At 61.2% G+C, this 20,054-nt stretch carries 12 protein-coding genes; all 12 read right to left on the bottom strand.

From position 1 onward, the window contains the following. Positions 1-37 precede the first annotated feature (37 nt). The gene (locus B2X55_RS06775; RefSeq protein ID WP_286821456.1) at positions 38-1,282 is read right to left on the bottom strand and encodes an NAD(P)/FAD-dependent oxidoreductase; all 1,245 of its coding nucleotides are present in this window, start codon (positions 1,280-1,282) and stop codon (positions 38-40) included. Next, complete coding sequence (locus B2X55_RS06770; protein WP_270528224.1) at positions 1,279-2,028, bottom strand: pseudouridine synthase; 750 nt, start codon at positions 2,026-2,028, stop codon at positions 1,279-1,281. The genes B2X55_RS06775 and B2X55_RS06770 overlap by 4 nt, the downstream gene beginning before the upstream one ends. Positions 2,029-2,033: 5 nt before the next feature. Next, a complete protein-coding gene (locus B2X55_RS06765) occupies positions 2,034-3,242 on the bottom strand; it encodes a D-alanyl-D-alanine carboxypeptidase family protein (RefSeq protein ID WP_286821455.1) in 1,209 nt (402 codons plus the stop codon). A gap of 99 nt (positions 3,243-3,341) precedes the next feature. Continuing rightward, entirely contained in the window at positions 3,342-6,728 is a 3,387-nt protein-coding gene (locus B2X55_RS06760; RefSeq protein WP_286821454.1) for a DNA polymerase III subunit alpha, read from the bottom strand. 121 nt (positions 6,729-6,849) lie between these two features. Then, positions 6,850-8,448, bottom strand: a complete 1,599-nt coding sequence (locus B2X55_RS06755) for a ribonuclease J (protein ID WP_244881921.1) — start codon at positions 8,446-8,448, stop codon at positions 6,850-6,852. 433 nt (positions 8,449-8,881) lie between these two features. Then, positions 8,882-9,673, bottom strand: coding sequence for a class I SAM-dependent methyltransferase (locus tag B2X55_RS06750; RefSeq protein ID WP_286821452.1), 792 nt, complete (start codon positions 9,671-9,673; stop codon positions 8,882-8,884). Positions 9,674-9,698: 25 nt separating this feature from the next. Continuing rightward, positions 9,699-11,666: a DNA mismatch repair endonuclease MutL gene (gene mutL / locus B2X55_RS06745; protein ID WP_286821451.1), complete on the bottom strand. Its 1,968-nt coding sequence runs from the start codon at positions 11,664-11,666 to the stop codon at positions 9,699-9,701. After that, positions 11,663-14,260 carry a DNA mismatch repair protein MutS gene (mutS, locus tag B2X55_RS06740; RefSeq protein ID WP_286821450.1) on the bottom strand — a complete coding sequence of 866 codons (2,598 nt, stop codon included), beginning with the start codon at positions 14,258-14,260 and terminating at the stop codon, positions 11,663-11,665. The genes mutL and mutS overlap by 4 nt, the downstream gene beginning before the upstream one ends. Before the next feature lie 81 nt (positions 14,261-14,341). After that, positions 14,342-15,676, bottom strand: coding sequence for a tRNA (N6-isopentenyl adenosine(37)-C2)-methylthiotransferase MiaB (gene miaB, locus B2X55_RS06735; protein WP_286821449.1), 1,335 nt, complete (start codon positions 15,674-15,676; stop codon positions 14,342-14,344). Between the two features lie 227 nt (positions 15,677-15,903). Beyond that, positions 15,904-17,364, bottom strand: a complete 1,461-nt coding sequence (gene pepD, locus B2X55_RS06730; protein WP_286821448.1) for a beta-Ala-His dipeptidase — start codon at positions 17,362-17,364, stop codon at positions 15,904-15,906. 109 nt (positions 17,365-17,473) lie between these two features. Then, positions 17,474-18,004: a cell division protein SepF gene (locus B2X55_RS06725; protein ID WP_036375173.1), complete on the bottom strand. Its 531-nt coding sequence runs from the start codon at positions 18,002-18,004 to the stop codon at positions 17,474-17,476. 180 nt (positions 18,005-18,184) lie between these two features. Next, positions 18,185-20,005, bottom strand: a complete 1,821-nt coding sequence (typA, locus tag B2X55_RS06720) for a translational GTPase TypA (protein WP_036375170.1) — start codon at positions 20,003-20,005, stop codon at positions 18,185-18,187. Positions 20,006-20,054 lie beyond the last annotated feature (49 nt).

Genomic DNA, 20,054 nt, shown 5'->3' with positions numbered 1-20,054 from the left:
CCTCCACTCCATTCATCAATCATACTTCAGTTGCGCATCAATCGTCGTTCCAGACGCTCCAGCAGCCAGCCGCATTGCCCATGGAGAACGCCGCCTGCAGGTTGTAACCGCCCGTGTAGGCATCGACATCGACGACCTCGCCGGCGAAGTAGAGCCCCGGCACGAGCTTTGACTCCATCGTCTTCGGGTTGATTTCCCGCACGGAGACGCCGCCGGCCGTCACGATGGCCTCGGCGAGCGGCCGCGTCTTCGTGATGGTCAGCGTCAAGTGCTGCAACGTCTCTGCAAGGCGGTGGCGCTCCTCCGCCGTGACCTGATGCACCGGCTTTTCCGGGTCGAGGTAGGCGCAGTCGAGCACCGGCTCGATGAGCTTGTGCGGCAGGAGATCCAAGAGGCCGTTCTTCAGCGACTTGCGGATGTGCTGCTCGAAGTCGCGCTGGATGCGCGCATCGAGCTTCTCCGGCGTCAGCGCCGGCTTGAGGTTGAGCTCGAGCTCGACGAACTTCCCCTCTGCGAGGCACTTGGCCGCCCTGCGGCTCATCGAGAGGATGATGGGACCCGTCACACCGAAGTGCGTGAACATCATCTCGCCGAACATCTCCTGCACTTTCTCGCCGCCAGCGAGAAGTGTCGCGCGGACATTGCGAAGCGAGAGACCCTGGACATCTTTGACCCACTCTTCTTCTGTCTCGAGCGGCACGAGCGACGGGCGCAACGACACGACCGTGTGGCCGAGCTTCTTCGCCATCTCGTAGCCGTCGCCCGTCGAGCCCGTGCCCGGATACGAGGCACCGCCCACCGCGAGGATCACGGCATCGGCCTCGTAGTGCGCGCCCGACTTCGTGCGCACGCCCGCCACGCGTCCTTCCTGCAGCAGGATGTCCGCGACGGGCATCTCGAGCTCGATGCGGACATCGAGCTCATGCAGCCGGTGCACCATCGCGTCGACGACGTCCTGTGCCTTGTCGCTGACGGGGAAGACGCGGTTGCCGCGCTCGACTTTCACGGGCACGCCCTGCTGCCGGAAGAACTCCATGACATCCTGATTATCGAAGGCGCGCATCGAGCTGTTGAGGAAGGCGCCGTTGCCGTGGATGTTGCGGATGATCTCTGGCACATCGGCGGCATTCGTGATGTTGCAGCGCCCCTTGCCCGTGATCATCATCTTGCGGCCAGGCCGCTTCATCTTCTCAAGCAGAGTGACCGCCGCACCGTTCTCGGCCGCGCGGATGGCGGCCATCATGCCGGCTGGGCCGGCTCCTATGACTAGAATCTGTTTCATCTCGTTAACCCCGCCAATCTGTAGAGCCTGCTGACTTCTTCCTGCGTCAGGGTGCGGTGATGGCCGCGCGCGACGCCCTTCAGCGTCAGGTCGGCAAAGCGCACGCGCTTTAAGGCTTTGACATCACAGCCGACGGCTGCGAACATGCGGCGGACCTGGCGATTGCGCCCCTCGTGTATCGCGATAGACACGCGCGTGAAACCGCGCTCGCGCTCACTGAGCTCGCGCTCAGGGAGCAGGCTGACCTTCGCTGGAGCCGTCATACCGTCCTCGAGCAGCAGTCCATCCCGGAGCATCTGAAGCTTTTCCTCCGTCAGCTGCCCAGTCACGCCCGCATGGTACGTCTTCTCGACCTCAAAGCGCGGATGCAGGAGGCCGTTCATCAAGGTGCCGTCATTCGTGATGAGCAGCAGCCCTTCCGTGTTGTTGTCGAGGCGGCCGACCGGGTAGACGCGCTCCTTCACTTCCGGCAGGAGGTCGAGCACCGTGCGGCGGCCGCGGTCATCCTTCGCCGTCGAGAGATAGCCCTTCGGCTTGTTCAAGAGCAGGTAGACATGTTGCTCCTCACCCTTGATCGGGCGGCCATCGACCGAGATCGTGTGTGCCGCAGGATTGACCTTCGTGCCGAGTTCGCGCACGACTTTGCCGTCAACTCTGACGCGGCCCTCCAAGATCATCTTCTCCGCCGCGCGCCTTGAGGCGATGCCGGCCTGGCTGATGATCTTCTGCAAGCGTTCTTCTGCCATCGCCATCATCCTTTCACCAGTGACCGCAGGAAGTTCCAGACGGTCAGGAAGAACGAGCGGCGCGTGACGTCCGCTCCGGCGAGCAGATCGGTCGAAGCGACTTCCTTGCCGCTTCGCTCCACGACGAGCCGGCCGACCACATCGCCCTCCTTGATGGGCGCGCGCAGGCCATCTGCCTCGATGCGCGTCTTGTAGGCTTCGCCCTCGCCTTTGAGCTTGGCGAGTGTCAGCGTCTCAGCGGCCTTGAGTGGCAGCTTGCGGCCCGTGCCGCCCGCGACACTTGCATAGCCCACCGTATCACCCTCATGGACGATCGTGTCCGGCTCCACATGCACGAAACCGTAGTCGAGCAGCTTGATAGAATCGTTCCACATGTAGATGGAGTCGAGCACGACGGCGACGAGCTGCAGGCCGTCCTTCTTCGCGCCCGAGACGAGGCAGCGGCCGGCGGCATCCGTGTAGCCCGTCTTGACGCCGTTCGCGCCGCGGTAGAGCCAGAGCATCTGGTTCTCGTTGCGCAGGTGATGCGACGGGTCCTTGACCCAGTCGAAGTCGATCTCCTTCGTACTGACGATTTTCTCGAAGCCCGGCACGCGGTAGCCGTAAGCCGTGATCTTCGCGAGGTCGTAGGCCGTCGTGTAGTGGTCGTCGCGCGGCAGGCCGTTGGCATTGGCAAAGTTCGTGTTGACGGCGCCAATCTCGTGCGCCTTCTCCGTCATCATCACGGCGAACTTGTCGACAGAGCCCGCGATGTGCTCGGCGACAGCGACGGTCGCATCGTTGCCGGAGTGCATCATCATGCCGTAGAGCAGGTCGCCCATGCGGATCTTCTCGCCCGCTTCGAGCCAGAGCGTGGAGCCCTCTGTGCCGGCTGCATTGCTGCTGACGGTCACCATGTCATCCATGTTCGAGTGCTCGAGCGCCAAGATGAGCGTCATGATCTTCGTCGTGCTCGCCGGGAAGCGGCGCTCGTCCTTGTTGCGCTCGTAGATCACCTGGCCCGACGCGGCGTCGATGACGACGGCCGAGCGCGCCGTCAGGTTCTGCAGCGGGTCATCGGGGCTGATGACGAGCCCCGGGATATCCGGGCGCGGCATCTCTTTGATATCATAGACAGCCTCTGCCTGAGCAGGCGTGGCGGTGAGCTGCGGCACGATGAGTGCCAACGCAAGCCCGCCCGCGAGCAGGAGACGGCCGATAGTCCTCTGTTTCAATATCGTTTCAAACTCCTTGTGTTCCCTCATTTTCCCTCAAGAGAAGGACAAATCATCCTTATTCTATCATCCATTCCCGCTTCCCGCAACAAGGCGCGCTCAGCGCTTCCGGACTTTGCCCGCGCCGACGATGGACTCGAGCCGCTGGAATGTCTCCGCCGCGTCATCGAGCCAGAAATTCTCGCGGGCCTTCTGCCAGTGGCCGCCCGAGTGGAAGAATGTCGCGTATGCACCGTGATGCGCAGCGATGAGCTGCTTCATCTCCTCGCGCTTCGTCTCCGGAAGGCCGCCCGGTGGCAGCTCGATGTAATAGGCAAAGCGGTAGTCCTTGAGCGCCCAGACGGAGTCAGCGATGATCTTGACCGACTCGTCCGTCATGTCGATGCGGCCCTGCACGACGACAGGCGTATCTGGCACGAGCAGGTTCATGTTCTGGTAGAACGTGCGCGGGAAGACGGTGACTTCGACGGAGTCGGTGAAATCCTCGACCGTCGCAAAGCACATCGTGTCCCCCTTCTTCGTCGTGATGCGCTTCGCCTCCGTCAGCATGCCGCCGATGCGCACGACCTGCTTGTCGCGCACGGCATCCGGCTGCAGGCTGCCAATGTGCGGCAGATTCTCAAGCTTCGCGGCGTACTGGTCCAAGGGATGGCCCGTGATGTAGAAGCCCGTCGCCTCCTTCTCCCAGTTCAGCAGCTCCGCCTTCGGCACCTCATCGATGTCCGGCAGCTGCAGCATGCCTGTCTCCTCGATCGTCTCGTCGGAGAACAGTCCCATCTGGCCGCTCACCGCGTCCTTCTGCTGCTGGGCTGCTTCCATGACAGTCTGCGGCAAGATGGCCAGGAGCTGGCTGCGCTTCGCGCCGAACGAGTCGAACGCGCCGCACTTGATGAGACTCTCGATGACGCGGCGGTTGACGACGCGCATGTCGACGCGGCGGCAGAAGTCGGAGAGCGAGCTGAACGGGCCGCCGTCCTCGCGGATGCGCGCGACGTTCTCGATGGCCGTCTCGCCGACATTGCGCACGGCAGCGAGGCCAAAGCGAATGGCTGCCCCGTCGACGCTGAAGTACGCAGAGCTCGCATTGATGTCCGGCGGCAGGATCTTGATGCCCATGCGGCGGCAGAGCTCGATGTACGTCGCAACCTTCGGCGTGTCCATGATGCTCGTGAGCATCGCCGCCATGAATTCCGCCGGATAGTGCGCCTTGAGGTAGGCCGTCTGCCAGGCGACGAGCGCGTACGCTGCGCTGTGCGACTTGTTGAAGCCGTAGTCGGCAAAGTGCGTCAAGAGGTCAAAGATCGTGTTGGCGAGCCCTGCCTCGATGTGGTTCTTCTCGCAGCCGACGAGGAAGTTCTCTTTCTGCGCCATCAGGATCTCGTGCTTCTTCTTGCCCATCGCACGGCGCAGGAGGTCTGCCTGGCCGAGCGTGAAGCCCGCGAGCACCTGCACGATCTGCATGACCTGCTCCTGGTAGAGCACGACACCGAACGTCTCCTTGAGGATAGGCTCTAAGAGTGGGTGCATGTAGGTGACTTCCTTTTCCCCGTGGCGTCCCTTGATGAAATCCTCGACCATGCCACTGCCGAGCGGGCCCGGGCGGTAGAGGGCGACGAGCGGGATGAGGTCGGCGAAGTTCTCCGGTGCGAGATCGCGCACGAGCTGCGTCATGCCGGCCGACTCCATCTGGAACACCGCCCCCGTCTTACCCTCGCAGAGCATTTTCGAGGTCAGCTCGTCCGTCAATGGGATCTTCTCGATGTCGACCGTCTCGTGGCGGCTCTTCTCGATGTTCGCGATCGTATCGCTGATGACCGTCAGAGTGCGCAGGCCGAGGAAGTCCATCTTGAGGAGGCCGAGCTCCTCGACGTGGTCCTTGTCGTACTCCGTGACGAGCGTGCCCTCCGAGATGGAGACCGGCACGTAGTCCGTCAGCGGATGGCGCGCAATCACGACACCGGCGGCATGCGTCGATGAGTGACGCGGCAGGCCCTCAATCTTGCGCGCGAGGTCGATGAGGCGGCGGATGTCCTCGCTGCTCTCATATGCCTTGCGGAAGTCGGCCGACTCCTGCATCGCCTTGTCGAGCGTAATCTTGAGCTCGTTCGGCACGAGCTTCGCAATCTCTGCGACCTCGGCGTACGGCAGGTTGAGCACGCGCCCAACATCGCGGATGGCGCCCTTCGCCGCCATCGTGCCGAAGGTGACGATCTGCGCAACGTGGTCGTAGCCGTAGCGCTCCTTGACGTAGTCGATGACCTTGCCGCGCTGGATGTAGTCGAAGTCGACGTCGATATCCGGCATCGTCACGCGCTCCGGATTCAGGAAGCGCTCAAAGAGCAGATCGTACTGCAGCGGGTCGAGGTCCGTGATGCCGAGCAGATAGGCGACGATGCTGCCCGCGGCCGAACCGCGCCCCGGGCCGACGCCGATGCCGTGCTCGCGCGAGTAGTTGATGAAATCCCAGACAATGAGGAAGTAGCTGTCGTAGCCCATGCGGTGGATGATGCCGAGCTCGTATTCAAGTCGCTCGCACACCTTTTCCGTAACCGCCCCGTAGCGGCGAGGCAGGTTCTCCTCGCAGAGGTGGCGCAGATACGCTTCATCGTCGGCATACGGCGCAGGGATCGGGTAGTACGGCAACTGCAGCTGGCCGAAGGTGAAGTCGACCTCGCAGCGCGCGGCAATCTTCTCGGTGTTGGCGATGGCCTCCGGAAGATCCGGAAAGAGCGCCGCCATCTCCTCCGGCGATTTCAGATAGTAGTCGTCGCTCGGGAAGCGCATGCGGTCGGGATCGTCGAACGTCTTGTTCATCTGGATGCAGAGCAGGATGTCGTGGAACTCGCTGTCCTCGCGGTGCACGTAATGCAGGTCGTTCGTCGCGACGAGCCCGACATCGTACTTCTTCGCAAGCTCGACGAGTGCGGCGTTTGCCTTGCGCTCCTCCGGCAGGCCGTGGTTCTGGATCTCGAGGAAGAAGTTCTCGCGGCCGAAGATCTCGAGGTACTCGCGCACGAGCGCATCGGCATGCTCGAGGTTGTCCTGCAGGATGGCGCGCGGGATCTCACCGGCGATGCAGGCCGACAGGCAGATGATGCCCTCATGGTACTGGCGCAGGAGGTCCTTGTCGACGCGCGGCTTGTAGTACATGCCCTCGATGTTGGCCAGCGAGACGAGCTTGACGAGATTGCGGTAGCCCGTCTGGTTCTCCGCGAGCAAAATCAGGTGATAGTAGCGCACACCATTGACCTCGCGGTGTTCCTGGCGCGCGCCCGGGGCCACGTAGACCTCGCAGCCGATGATGGGCTTCACGCCCTGCTTCTTGGCTTCCTTGTAGAAATCGATGACGCCGTACATGGCGCCGTGGTCGGTGATGGCGATGCTGTCCATGCCGAGCTCTTTCGTCGTCTTGATGAGCTCCTTGATGCGGCTCGCACCGTCGAGCAGGCTGTATTCCGTGTGGACATGGAGGTGGGTAAACGGCATGCTTTCACTCCTTCCCGTTTTCCTCTTGTGATACGGTCTATGTGATACACTCAGTGATACAATCAGCAGAAAAGCCGGAGACGCAGCTCCGGCTCAGATTCCATATGGTACGATGGTACGCTCAGACTTCCATGATGATTGGCAGGATCATCGGGCGGCGGCGCGTCTTCTCGAAGAGGTAGCGGCCCAGCGCATCGCGCACATTCGACTTGATGGCGGCCCACTCCTTGACCTTCTCGTCCTCGCAGCGGTCGAGTGCCTGCTGCACGCGTGCCGTGGCCTCGTCCATGAGAGCCTCCGATTCGCGCACATAGACAAAGCCGCGCGAGACGATGTCCGGCCCTGCGACGACGCGGTGCGTCTGCTTGTTCATCGTGACGACGACGATCAGGATGCCGTCCTGCGAGAGCTGGCGGCGGTCGCGCAGCACGATGTTGCCGACATCGCCGACGCCGAGGCCATCGACCATGACCATGCCAGCCGTGACCTTGCCGGCCACCTGGCCCTTATCGCGCGTGAACTCCAGGATCTGGCCGTTCTCGCTGATGAAGATATTCTCCTTCGGCATGCCGAGCTCGCGCGCGAGGCGGGCGTGCTGCACGAGGTGATGGTACTCGCCGTGGACCGGGATGAAGAACTTCGGGCGCACGAGATTGTGCATGAGCTTGAGCTCCTCGCGGCTCGCATGGCCCGAGACGTGGATGCCCTGATTGCGGCCGTAGATGACGTTGGCGCCGAGCTTCATGAGGTTGTCGATCGTCTTCGAAACGAGCTTCTCGTTGCCCGGGATCGGCGTAGCCGAGATGATGACCGTGTCGCCCGGCACGATGCCGACCTTGCGGTGGTCGGACATCGACATGCGCGTCAGAGCCGACATCGGCTCACCCTGGCTGCCCGTCGTGATGATGACCATCTGCTCCATGCGGTAGTTGTGGATCTCGTCGATATCGACAATCGTGCCTTCAGGCGCCGTGATGTAGCCGAGCTCGAGTGAGATGTTGACGACGTTGACCATGCTGCGGCCGAGCACGGCGACATGGCGCTTGTAGCGCACAGCCGTGTCGATGACCTGCTGGATGCGGTGGACGTTCGACGAGAACGTCGCGACGATGATGCGACCGCGCGCATTGTGGAAAGCGCGGTCAAATGCCGCACCGACCGTGCGCTCCGACGGCGTATGGCCCTCGCGCTCCGAATTCGTCGAATCCGCCATGAGCACGAGGACACCGCGGTTGCCGAGGTCTGAGAAGCGGCGGAAGTCCGTCATCTTGCCGTCAATCGGCGTGTAGTCGAGCTTGAAGTCGCCCGTGTGCACGATCATGCCGACCGGCGTCTTGATGGAGAGGCCGACGGCGTCAGGGATCGAGTGATTGACGCGGATGAAGCCGACACTGAAGCAGCCGACATTGATGATGTCGCCCTGCATGACCGAGTGCAGGTTGCTCGAGTCAACGCCGTTCTCCTTGAGGCGGCCCTCAAGGATGCCGAGCGTCAGGCGCGTGCCGTAGACCGGCACATTGATCTTCTTGAGGACGTACGGCAGCGCGCCGATATGATCCTCGTGGCCGTGCGTCAGCACGATGGCCTTGATCTTGTCCTTGTTCTCGATGAGGTAGCTGATGTCCGGGATGACGAGGTCAATGCCGAGCATGTCCTCATCCGGGAACATCAGGCCCGAATCAATGACGAGAATCTCGTCATCCACGCGGATGACTGTCATATTCTTGCCGATCTCCCCCAGGCCTCCGAGAGGGATGATCTGTAATTTCTGTGCTCCTTTAGCCAAAAAGTACACCTCCAAAGTGTTTGCTGCATCTCATAGCAGAATGCAAATGCCAAATTTATGATACATCTTTATTTTGATATACGTCGTGTATAGTTGCTGGATAGAAATCCCCTATCGTCTCATTCCAACTCTTATGACGCGCTAAGGGGACGCTCCCCTGAACATGACAAGAAATCCGTGCTGCCTCGAACGATGCAAGGCATCTGTCATGATGAACGTCGCGCAGGAATGGTAGTATGAAGTTTTTATCCGATCAAATCATTCTTTTTTATTGTATCATCAAGAAGCACATAAATCAATGTAAAAAGACACTTCCCGTAGGAAGTGCCTCAAAAAAGTGTATCGGGAAACATCCTCAGAACGATGTTCAGAGGATGCGCACGCCGTAGTGGACCTTGCTGTAGCGGCCGCCCATGATCTGCGTGAAGCCGAGCCGCTCGAACTCCAGGCTGCGCGCGTTCTCCTTGAAGACGACGCGGCGCCTTGCGACGCGGCAGGCCTCCTCGATCATCGCCGGCGAGACCGGCGCATGGTTGGCCACCGTGCGCAGCGGCGAGAGGCTGCGGCTCTCCAGAAGAGGATGGCGGAACATCGGGTCAAAGTAGACGACATCGACGGAATCATCCGCCTGCTGCTTCAGATACGTGAAGGCATCGGCGCAGACCGTCTCGATGCCGCGCATGGCCTCCTGTATCGGCCAGTTCTCCGCCTTGAAGTGCGCGAGGCCGTAGCCGACGACCGTCTCGATGAGCGGCTGCGACTCGATGCCCGTGACCTTTCCCTCCGGGCCCACGGCAAAGCTCGCGACGATCGCATCGGCGCCGAAGCCGAGCGTGCAGTCGAGCACGCTCATGCCGTGCGAAAGGCCCATGGCCTCGACCATGCGGTCGCCCGTGCCCGCGCTGCCGAAGCGCAGGTTCTTGAGGCGCAGATGCGCCATATTCGGGTGGAAGAAGAGATCGCCTGCCGGTGTCGAGAGCGTCAGCAGCCCCTGCTTCGCGATCAGGATGAAGTCGACCCCGTAGCGCTCGCGCAGAGCTTGGCCCGAGAGATTCGCGCGCGGCACATAGGGGATCTTCGCGTGCTCCGCCGCCCATTTTGCCAGGGAGACGGCATCATCCGTGCACTTGCGGCCCGTCGTTGCGATTGCCTGAACCATCGTATCATCCTCCAAATATATAAAATCAAAAGCCAAAGCCTGTGCGCTTGAACATCTTGGCCAGCTCTTCACTGCTGAACTTCAGGATGGTCGGGCGGCCATGCGGGCAGGTGTACGGGAACGCCGTGTGCGCGAGCGCGTCGAGGATAATCTGCATCTGGCGGAAGCTCAATTCCTCACCGGCCTTGATGGCCGCGCGGCAGGCGGTCGTCGCGAGGCAGGCCTGGCGGATTTCCTTCGCCGTCGTCTCGTGCATGTCCATGAGATCCGTCAGGATCTCACGGATGATGTCCTCCGCCTCGCTGACCGGCACATCGGCCGGCACTTCCATGAGGCGGAACTCCCGCTCACCGCTCATCTCCATGTGGAAGCCGAGCGAGGCAAAGAGTTCCTGATGCGCCTCGACGAGATCGGATTCCTTCTGGTCAAAGCTCAGGATCTGGTGCACGAGCAGCTGCTGCGACGGAATATCCCCCGCCATCGCCGAAAATTTGTCAAAAAGAATGCGCTCATGCGCCGCATGCTGGTCGACGATGTAGAGGCCCTTGGCATCCTGCGCGATGATGTAAGTCAGGTCAACCTGTCCAATCGGTACGACCGTTCCCTCATACTGAAGGGACTCCCCCTCGCTGCACGGCGCTGCCGAGGCGTCCGGTGACGAAATGGGCGGCGTTGTCTCCGCCACTCTGCCCTCCGTCACCGGTGCGTCCAGCGTGTCCTGTTTCTCGCGGCGCAGGCTCTGCTGTGCAGCCGAAAAACCGGCCATGCTCTCGGCGGGAATCGGCGAAGAGCGGTGCACCGCCTCGTAAATCGTCTTCGGCTTGCCCGCGCTCGCCGGATGCCCCTGCTGCGGCGAGGCGCCGGCATGCGCGTTCCCGGCCTGCGGCCACTGCGGGATGATGGGTTCAGACAGAGGCTCCGTCGCCGGCACGAACTGCATGGGCTCCATCGCAACATGCTGTTCCGGCTTCTCCACGACAGCAGCCACCTCGCCAAGGCCCCTGCCCGCGGGGCGTATGGCATCGAGCACGGCCTTGTAGACCGCCTTGAAGATGCGGCTCTCGTCCTCAAACTTGAGCTCGCTCTTCTGCGGGTGCACATTGACATCGATCGTGCGCTGCGGCACTTCGATGCGCAGGACCGCCAGCGGGAAGCCGCTCTTCGGGATCAGCGACTTGTAGGCATTGTCGATAGCCTTGGCAATAGCGCGATTCTGGATGATGCGCGAATTGACGATGTACGTCTGCCAGGCGCGGCTGCTCTTGAGCATCGACGGCTTTGTGATGTAGCCTGAGATCTTCACATCCTCATCCTCGAGCGTGAGGGCCAGAAGCGAATCCGCCGTCTTGGCCCCGTAAATCGCCTGGATGGTATCATAGAGATTGCCCGTGCCCGGCGTCACGACAGACATCTTGTTGTTGTTGATGAAGTGGAACTCGATATCGGGGCGCGAGAGCGCGAGCTTGACGATGAAATCGTTGATGCGCGAGCCCTCCGTGTGATTCGTCTTGAGGAATTTCTTGCGCGCCGGCGTATTGAAGAAGAGGTCCTCTACCTTGACCGTCGTGCCGATATTGCAGCCCGCCTCGATGAAGTCCGGCTCCTTGCCGCCCGTGATGGTCACGCGCGTGCCGAGGTCGTCACCCTCGCGGCGCGTCAAGAGCGTGAAGCGCGAGACGGACGCGATCGTCGGCAGGGCCTCGCCGCGGAAGCCCAGCGTACCGACGGTATTGAGGTCACCGACTTCGCGGATCTTGCTCGTCGCATGGCGCAGGATCGCGAGGTGCGCGTCCTCCGCGCTCATGCCCCGGCCGTTGTCCGTCACGCGCATGAAGCTCGTGCCGCCCGCCATGATCTCGACCTCGATGCGGGTCGCGCCCGCATCCATCGCATTCTCGACGAGCTCCTTGATGACAGACGCCGGCCGCTCCACGACTTCGCCAGCCGCGATCTTGTTGATGGTATTGTCGTCAAGTACATGGATCATCGTCATGCTTTACCAGCCTCCCTCTTGGCCTGCTCCTGCAGGCGGTAGAGCTCATTCATCGCCTCGAGCGGCGTCATCGTCATGACATCGAGCGCGAGCAAGGTGTCGCTGAGGCTCGAGGCAAAGAGAGAGCCCATATCCTGTGCAGCAGGCTCGGCCTTTGCCGCACGGCCTTTCGCCTGCTCCGCTCTGGCAGCGGCCGCTGCGTCCGGCGCCTCCGCCTCGAGCATCGCGAGAATCTCCTCGGCGCGGCTCGTGACCGACTTCGGCAGGCCCGCGAGCCGCGCGACATGAATGCCGTACGACTTGTCGGCCGCGCCGCGCACAATGCGCCGCAGGAAGGCGACTTGGTTGCCGCGCTCCTTGACGGCCACGCAGAAATTCTTGATCTTATCATCCTCGAGGTCCGTGAGCTCGTGATAGTGCGTCGCGAAGAGCGTCTTGGCGTGGACCTTCTTCTCGATGTGCTCGATGACGGCGCGCGCGATGCTCATGCCGTCGAACGTGCTCGTGCCGCGGCCAATCTCATCGAGGATGACAAGGCTGTCCTTCGTCGCGTACTTGAGGATCTGCGCGACTTCATTCATCTCGACCATGAAGGTGCTCTGACCGCTGACGAGGTCGTCGCTCGCGCCAATGCGCGTGAAGATGCGGTCGACCGGCGAGATGGCGGCCTCGCGCGCGGGGATGAAGCTGCCGATCTGCGCCATGAGCGTCAAGAGAGCCACCTGGCGCATGTACGTCGACTTACCCGCCATGTTCGGTCCCGTGATCAGCATGATCTCGCAGTCCTTGTGGTCGAGATGCGCGTCGTTCGGCACGAAGAGGTCGCGCGTCAGGATGCGCTCGACGAGCGGATGGCGGCCGTCCTTGATGTCGATGACGCCGTCCGTCCGCATCGAGGGGCGCACGTAGTTGTAGGTGCTGGCCGCCTCCGCGAGGCTCGCGAGCACATCGACGAGCGCAATCTCATGCGCCGTCTGCTGGATCTCCGTCAGGTGCGCCTTGACTTCTTCGCGCACATCGGTGAAGAGATTGTACTCGATGTTGACGATCTTCTCCTGCGCGCCGAGGATCTTCGTCTCGAATTCCTTGAGCTCCTCCGTGATGTAGCGCTCAGCATTCGCGAGCGTCTGCTTGCGGATGTAGCGGTCCGGCACGCGGTCCGCACCGCTGTGGCGCACCTCGATGTAGTAGCCGAAGACCTTGTTGTAGCCGATCTTCAGCGCCTTGATGCCCGTCTGCTCCTTCTCGCGCTCCTCAATCTCCTGCAGCATCGCCTTGCTGTCGTGCGAGATGCGGCGGTACTCGTCGAGCTCCTCGTTGTAGCCCGTCTTGATGATGCCGCCCTCGCGCAGGCTGATGCCCGGGTCCTCGACAATCGCGCGCTCCAAGAGGTCGACGAGATCATCGAAGGTCTCCACCTTCGCCTCGGCCTGCTTGAGCATCGAGGACTTTGCCCCCTTCAGCTTCTCGCGGATCCCTGGCAGACAGCGCAGAGAGACCTTGAGCGCGATGAGGTCGCGCGCATTGGCCGTACCGACCTCGATGCGCGTCAGGAGGCGCTCGAAGTCGTGGATCTCGCGGCAGCCGTCGCGCACGCCGCCGCGCAGCGAGAAATCACGGACGAGTTCCTCGACGGCATCGAGGCGCTGCGTGATGCCCGCGATGCTCAAGAGCGGGTACTCGAGCCACTTCTTCAGGAGGCGGCTGCCCATCGCCGTCTCCGTGAAGTCGAGGACGTCTAAGAGCGTGTTCTTCTTGCCGCCGTCGCGCAGGTTGCGCGTGATCTCGAGATTGCGCAGCGTGTACGTGTCGACGACGAGATTCTCCGAGGCATCGAGGTACGCCAGCTGGTTGAGCTGCGTGAGGTCTGTGCGGACCGTCTCGTGCAGATAGTCGAGCAGCGTCGCCACTGCCTCCTGCGCCTCTTCTTGCGCCGGTCGCTGCGCTGCCTCGAAGTGCTCGACGATGCGGTCCTCGACGTTGTGCGAGATCTCCGCAATCGGCGTGAACGAACAGTGCGGCAGGCGCAGAGCAGCGAACTCCTTGAGCGCATCTGCAAATGACGGCTCGCCGACAACGAGGAGTTCCGGCATCATCAGGCGGTAGAGTTCATCGAGGAGCATCTGCAGGCGGTTGCCGCCCTCGTAGATGCCGTAGAAGCATTCGCCCGTCGAGATATCAGCACCGGCGAGCACGATCTTCTCGCCCGCTTCATAGATGAGCGCGATGTAGTTGTTCTGCGTCGCCTGCAGGGCCGACTCCGAGAGGATCGTGCCCGGCGTCACGACCTTGATGACCTCGCGCTTCGTCAGGCCCTTCGCCTTCGGGTCGCCGATCTGCTCGGCGATGGCCACCTTGTAGCCGCGCTTGACGAGCTTGTTGACATACGTCTCGGCTGCATGATACGGCACGCCGCACATCGGCGCATCCTGTCCTTTGCTGCGGCTCGTCAGCGTCAGGCCAAGCTCTTTTGAGACGAGCTTGGCATCTTCAAAGAACATCTCATAAAAATCGCCTAAGCGGAAAAACAGGATCGCGCCCGGATTCTGTTCCTTTGTCGCGAGATACTGCTGCATCATCGGCGTCATTTCCATCGATACTTACACCTCCTGGATAGACTGGATAAACTGGATAAAAGACGTGCTGACAAGATGCCAGCACGCCTGTCATTTCTCTTATGATACGCGCTCGCCTTTGAGGACCCAGGTCTGCGGGTGCGTGATGCGAACGTCGATGAAGTCGCCCGGCTTCTCGCCCGCATGCGCGAACAAGACGATCTTGTTGGTGCGCGTGCGGCCCATCCAGACGGATGCATCGTTCTTGCTCGGGCCTTCGACCATGATCTCCAGCGTCCTGCCGAGCAGTTTCTCGTTGATGGCGAGGCTGATCTCGTTCTGCACAGCCATGAGCGCACTCAAACGCTCCTTCTTGACCGACTCCTCGACCTGGTTCTCCATCGTCGCCGCGGGGGTGCCCGACCGCTTCGAGTAGATGAAGGTGTAGGCCGAATCGTAGCGGATCTCGCGCAGGAAGTCGAGCATCCGCTGGAAGTCCTCGTCTGTCTCGCCCGGGAAGCCGACAATGAGGTCCGTCGTCAGGCTCACCTCGGGGATAGCCGCGCGGATGCGGCGCACGAGGTCGCGGTACGACTCCACCGTGTAGACGCGGTTCATCGCCTTGAGGATGCGGTTGCTGCCGTACTGGACCGGCAGATGGATGTGCTCACAGAGATGCTCGCCGTCGCGTATGGCTGCGATGACCTTGTCGGATAGGTCCTTCGGATGCGACGTCATGAAGCGCACGCGGCGGATGCCCGGCACCTCGTCGACCATCTTCAGAAGATCCGCGAAATCCGCGAGCTTGTGGTCCTTGCCATAGGAGTTGACATTCTGACCGAGCAGCGTGACTTCCTCATAGCCGTTCTTCACGGCTTCCTCGACCTCGCGCACGATGTCCTCCGGCAGGCGGCTGCGCTCGCGGCCGCGCACGTACGGCACGATGCAGTACGTGCAGAAGTTGTTGCAGCCGTACATGATCGGCACCCAGGCCGAGAGGCTGCCCGCACGTGCGACCGGCACATCGTCCGGCAGCTCCGTCTCGCCGAGCTGGACGTCGACGACGTGGCCATGCTCCGCCTGGATTTCCTGCACGACATGCGTGAGCTCGTGGACCTTGTTGGTGCCGAGCACGAAGTCGATGTGCGGCGCGCGCTTGATGAGCGCATCGCCCTCCTTCTGCGCCATGCAGCCCGTGATGCCGAAAATCAGCTCCGGGCGCTCGCGCTTGAGGCGCTTGATCTCGCCGATCTTGCCGTAGACGCGGTCCTCCGCCGTCTCGCGCACGCAGCACGTGTTGATGAGGATGAGGTCAGCCTCCTCCATCGACTCCGTCCGCTCATAGCCGATCGTGCGGAGCTGTCCCATCATGCGCTCTGCATCGCTCTGGTTCATCTGGCATCCATAGACCAGGAGGTACGCATAGCGGTGCAGCTTGCCATCTATCATGTTCATACGTTCTTTTCCGTCCTTTTCTTTGCTGTCTATCTCATAATCAATGCTTTATTGTATCAAAAATGGGCTCGCTTGTCCACGACACAGCCCACAGAGATACAGCAATACTGCATCGATCATGATGCATAGACGAAAAGATGCCGCACAGAGGAGCTTTCCCCATGCGGCATCAACTATATGTGGTCTATCTCTGTCCGATCTGTCTCACAGCGCTGGCAGATACCGGCTCAAAGCACGGCAATCTTGTGCAGTGTCTCGACGATGAGGTCGACCTGCGGCTTGACCGTCGCGAGCACGAGATGCTCCTTCGGGCTGTGGATGTCCTTCGTCGTCACACCGATCGACACCATGTCGAGCTGCGGATTCTTGCGGAAGTGCCAGCCGCACTCGAGTCCAGCGTGGATCGTCTCAACCTTCATCGGCTTGCCGTTCTGCTCGGCAAACGTCTCTGCCACAATCTTGGCGAGGCGACTATCCTTGTTCTCCTTCCAGCCCGGCGACTGCGTGCCGATGTGCGCCGTGAAGCCCGTGAGCTCTGCGACCGTCTCAGCGTACTGACGGAACTCGTCGAGCTTCTGGTCGACGGCCGAACGCGGGAAGAACTGGACTTCCACCTCGTCCGCCGTCATGCGGACAACGCCGAGGTTGGCGCTCGTCTCGACGAGCCCCGGGATGACCGTCGACATCGCGTAGACACCCGTGTGCAGGATCGTCAGGAGGTTCAGCAGGCGCTTTGCATCGCCCGCCGTCAGGACCTGCTGCGGCGCCTCGACGCTCGTCAGCGGCACGAGGATCTGCGGCTCGACATTGCCGTACATCTTCTTGAAGCGCTCCTGCTGGTCTTTGATGACCGCTTCCATCTCCTCTTTGGGGATGTCCGTGACAAAGACAGCTGCCGCATCGTTCGGGATGGCGTTGCGCGCCTTGCCGCCCGCAAAGGATGCGAGCTCGACCTCGCCTTTCGCCTGCAGTGCTGTCAGGATCATCGCGAGCGTGCGGATGGCATTGCCGCGTCCATCGCCGATGCGCTCACCGGAATGGCCGCCGAGCAGCCCCTTGACCTCCAGCCGCCAGGCAGCCGACGTCTCCGGCTCCACGCGCTTCAGCTCGCGCGTGAAGTCGAGGTCGACGCTGCCCGCGCTGCCAACTGTCAGCTCATCGTAATTCTCGCTGTCGCAGTTGATGAGGAACGAGGCATCCTTGAGGTGCTCTGCCGAGAGGCGGATGGCGCCCTTCATGCTCTGCTCCTCATCTGTCGTGACGATCAAGCGCAGCGGGCCGTGGTCCTTCGCCGTCTTCATGATGTAGATGGCCTCTGCCACGCCGATGCCATCGTCCGCGCCGAGGCTCGTGCCCTCAGCCGAGAGGTACTCCTCCGTGCGCACGAGCTTGATGGGATCCTTGAGCGGATCGTAATCATAGCCTTCTTCCGCCACGCAGACCATGTCCATGTGGCCCTGCAGGATGGTCAACGGCGCCTTCTCGAAGCCAGCCGTCGCCTTCTTGTCCGCGATGATGTTGTTCGCCTCGTCCTGCATGACCGTAAAGCCGAGCTCGCTGAGATACGACTTCAGGAAATCACTGACAGCCTGCTCGTGACCGGATTTGCGCGGGATAGCAGCCAGCTTGGCAAACTCCGCGAGCACGCCCTCGAGCACCTCGTTCTGTCCTTCATGGTTCTTGTTCATCAAAATTCCCCTTTTCTGGTGTTCTGGTTCTCTTTTATCTACTGCAACATAAAACAGCCTGCCCCTTGAGGCAGGCTGGCATGAATCCGTGGTTCTATTGGATCAAGTATCAGTCCTTGAGTTCTGCCGGCATTGCTTCTGCGACATCGACGCCTTCCGGTGCGTAGAGCACGATCTGCTCCGAGATGCGCTTTGCGCAGCCGTTGACGATATAGCAGGCACCGTTGACGAAGTCACAGATGCGGCGCTGCTCTTCAGCAGCAACGCGCTCGTAGTTGACAACAGCAGCCTTGCCGGCCTTGAGATTGTCCGCGATGTCCGTGACCTGGTCAAAGTTCTCCGGCACGTAGATCTGGACGCGCAGCTCCGGGATCTTCGTCGTGTGGACCGTCAGCTGTGGGTGCTGCACGCGCGCGCGGGTGCGGAGAGACGGCGCAGGCTCCTGTGCCTCCGTGCGCTCGACATAGATCGAGTCGCCGCCCGAGACTTTGTACTCCTGTGCTGCCGCATGAGACTGCCTAGCCGAAACCTGCTGCTGTTTCTTCTCGCCAGCAGCTTCCTTGCTATCCTCTACCTCTACGTCTTCCCACGGCATCAATACATCGATGAGGCCCTGGAACTTGCCTTTGATCGTCTCCATCCCACTCATAACATCTCGTCCTTCCACCTGAATTCATATTATCCACACACACATGTGTACAAAACTGGATTTAACTATCGACATGATAACACATTTCGACAGAAATTGCAAAAAACCTGCCGAAAAATTTCATTTTCGACAGGTTTTCTCTCATTTTTATTCTTATTGCGAAGTGCCGAATCAACCCTTGCGCGCGTTCTTGGCGTTGCGGCCGCGGATCGTGCGGTCGAGGATAGCCTTGCGCAGGCGGATGTGCTCCGGCGTGACTTCGACGAGCTCATCGCTGTTGATGTACTCGATGGCCTGCTCGAGCGAAAGGATGCGCGGCGGCGTCAGGCGGATGGCCTCATCCGAAGAAGACGTACGCATGTTGGAGACGTTCTTCTTCTTGCACGGATTGATGTCGATATCGTTCTCGCGGGAGTTCTCGCCGACAATCATGCCTTCGTAGACCTGCTCGTTCGGTCCGATGAACATCGTGCCGCGATCCTGCAGCGTGTAGATGCCGTAGCCCGTCGTCTCACCCTGCTCGAAGGCGACGAGGGAGCCGCGCGTACGGCCCGGGATGTCACCCTTGTACGGTGCATAGCCGTGGAAGACGTGGTTCATGATGCCGTTGCCCTTCGTGCTCGTCAAAAGCTCGGAGCGGAAACCGATGAGGCCGCGCGCCGGGATCGTGAACTCGAGGCGCATGTAGCCAGCCGTCTCCGTCATGTTCGTGAGCTCAGCCTTGCGCGTGCCGAGGCCTTCCATGACAGCGCCCATGTACTCCTGCGGTACCTCGACCGTCAGGTTCTCGATTGGCTCGCAGAGCTGGCCATTGATCGTCTTGTAGACGACTTCCGGTTTGCCGACCTGCAGCTCGTAGCCCTCGCGGCGCATCTCCTCGATGAGGATCGAGAGATGCAACTCGCCGCGACCCGATACCTTGAAGACATCCGGCGAATCCGTCTCTTCGACCTTCATGGCGACGTTCGTCTCAACTTCCTTGAACAGGCGGTCGCGCAGATGGCGGCTCGTGACGAACTGGCCTTCACGGCCGGCGAACGGGCTCGTGTTGACACCGAACGTCATAGAGAGTGTCGGCTCGTCGATGCGGATGGCCGGCAGTGCCTCCGGCTTCTCAGCGTCAGCGACCGTGTAGCCGATGCTGACATCACCGAGACCCGTCAGTGCGACGATCTCGCCCATCTTGGCTTCCGGCACTTCGATGCGCTGCATGCCCTGATAGACAAAGACCTTGCCGATCTTCGCGCGGATCTCCTGATCGCCGTTGATGAGCACGACATTCTGATTCGTGCGAGCCGTGCCGCGGCTGATGCGGCCGACGGCGACGCGGCCGACGAAGGCATCTGCCTCGAGCGTCGTGACCATCATCTGCAGCGGGCCGTCCGGATCGCCGTGCGGAGCCGGGATTTCCTTGACAATCGTCTCCATCAGCGGCTCGAGGTTCGTGCTGTCATCGTCCATGCTGTACTTCGCAATACCGTCGCGAGCCGTCGCGTAGATGACCGGGAAGTCGAGCTGATCGTCATCGGCATCGAGTTCCATGAAGAGCTCGAGGACCTCATCGTAGACGTCGTCCACGCGCTGGTTCGGCTTATCGATCTTGTTGATGACGACAATCGGCTTCAGCTTCTGCTCCAGGGCCTTGCGCAGGACGTACTTCGTCTGCGGCATCGGGCCTTCGAATGCATCGACGAGCAGGAGAACGCCGTCGACCATGTTGAGGACACGCTCGACCTCACCGCCGAAGTCAGCGTGGCCCGGGGTGTCGACGATGTTGATCTTGATGCCGTTGTACATGATGGCCGTGTTCTTCGAGAGAATCGTGATGCCGCGCTCGCGCTCGATATCGCCCGAGTCCATGACGCGTTCAGCTACCTGCTCATTCGAGCGGAATACATGGCTCTGCTTCAGCATGGCATCGACCAGCGTCGTCTTGCCGTGGTCGACGTGTGCAATGATCGCGATATTGCGGAGCTTATCATTAGTCATCATACTCATTCTGTGTAATCTGCCTCCTATAAAAGAAAAGGGATACCTGTCG

Origin of the sequence: Mitsuokella sp. UBA4253 (assembly GCF_002395285.1) — a bacterium.
GTDB classification, from domain to species: domain Bacteria; phylum Bacillota; class Negativicutes; order Selenomonadales; family Selenomonadaceae; genus Mitsuokella; species Mitsuokella jalaludinii.
The sequence above is the reverse complement of the archived record's forward strand: the minus strand, read 5'-3'. Positions and strand labels throughout refer to the sequence as shown.

Bases quoted from the DNA above. Each gene is read 5' to 3' on its own strand.
- B2X55_RS06750 (WP_286821452.1), bottom strand. From the start codon at position 9,673: ATGGTTCAGGCAATCGCAACGACGGGCCGCAAGTGCACGGATGATGCC.
- B2X55_RS06760 (WP_286821454.1), bottom strand. From the start codon at position 6,728: ATGCCGTTTACCCACCTCCATGTCCACACGGAATACAGCCTGCTCGAC.
- typA (WP_036375170.1), bottom strand. From the start codon at position 20,005: ATGATGACTAATGATAAGCTCCGCAATATCGCGATCATTGCACACGTC.
- miaB (WP_286821449.1), bottom strand. From the start codon at position 15,676: ATGAACATGATAGATGGCAAGCTGCACCGCTATGCGTACCTCCTGGTC.
- B2X55_RS06725 (WP_036375173.1), bottom strand. From the start codon at position 18,004: ATGGAGACGATCAAAGGCAAGTTCCAGGGCCTCATCGATGTATTGATG.
- mutS (WP_286821450.1), bottom strand. From the start codon at position 14,260: ATGGAAATGACGCCGATGATGCAGCAGTATCTCGCGACAAAGGAACAG.
- mutL (WP_286821451.1), bottom strand. From the start codon at position 11,666: ATGACGATGATCCATGTACTTGACGACAATACCATCAACAAGATCGCG.
- pepD (WP_286821448.1), bottom strand. From the start codon at position 17,364: ATGAACAAGAACCATGAAGGACAGAACGAGGTGCTCGAGGGCGTGCTC.
- B2X55_RS06770 (WP_270528224.1), bottom strand. From the start codon at position 2,028: ATGGCAGAAGAACGCTTGCAGAAGATCATCAGCCAGGCCGGCATCGCC.
- B2X55_RS06755 (WP_244881921.1), bottom strand. From the start codon at position 8,448: ATGACAGTCATCCGCGTGGATGACGAGATTCTCGTCATTGATTCGGGC.
- B2X55_RS06775 (WP_286821456.1), bottom strand. From the start codon at position 1,282: ATGAAACAGATTCTAGTCATAGGAGCCGGCCCAGCCGGCATGATGGCC.